The organism is Streptomyces sp. NPDC000941 (assembly GCF_053599555.1).
This window is the reverse complement of sequence record NZ_JBSFMM010000166.1, coordinates 25,342-25,967: the sequence shown is the minus strand read 5'-3', so window position 1 is coordinate 25,967 and position 626 is coordinate 25,342. Positions and strand designations below refer to the sequence as shown.

At 68.4% G+C, this 626-nt stretch carries 1 protein-coding gene and 1 rRNA gene; both read left to right on the top strand.

Going from position 1 to position 626, the window contains the following annotated elements; genetic code table 11:
* Positions 1 to 105, top strand: a 5S ribosomal RNA gene (gene rrf / locus ACWDSL_RS37955); the annotation flags it as partial.
* A gap of 284 nt (positions 106 to 389) precedes the next feature.
* The coding region (locus ACWDSL_RS37950) for a hypothetical protein (protein ID WP_450492504.1) at positions 390 to 626 on the top strand (237 nt) is incomplete at its 3' end.

Sequence of the window (626 nt, the reverse complement as noted above, 5' to 3'; positions counted from 1 at the left end):
TGCGTTAGGGAAACGCCCGGTTACATTCCGAACCCGGAAGCTAAGCCTTTCAGCGCCGATGGTACTGCAGGGGGGACCCTGTGGGAGAGTAGGACGCCGCCGAACAATCTTTGATGGACCCCTGGTCCCAGCGTTCATGCTGGGACCAGGGGTCCTTTTGTTTTTACTGGAACGCGTTGGCGACGCCGATGCGCGAGAATGGCTGCAGTACCTCAAGACAGGAGTCACGTCGATGTCCACCAACTCCCCCGACGATCGGCCGAACCGGGAGCCGCGGCGCCGGGACGGCGGTGATCGGCGCGACTTCCGTGAGTCCGGACCACGACGCGACGGTGATCGTGGCGGGTTCCGGCAGGGGCGGGACGACCGCCCGTACCGTCCGCGGCGTGATGACGACCGCGGTGGATTCCGTCGCGATGATGACCGCGGTGGCCACCGCCGCGACGACGACCGTGGCGGCTACCGCCGCGACAACGATCGCGGTGGTTACCGTCGCGACGATCGGTCGGATGACCGCCGCGGTGAGCGCCGTGATGACCGGCCGAGCGGGCCGCGCCGTGACGATGACCGTGGTGGCCGGCCCGGAGGGTATGCGCGTCGGGACGACCGCGGTGGCCGACCCGGTG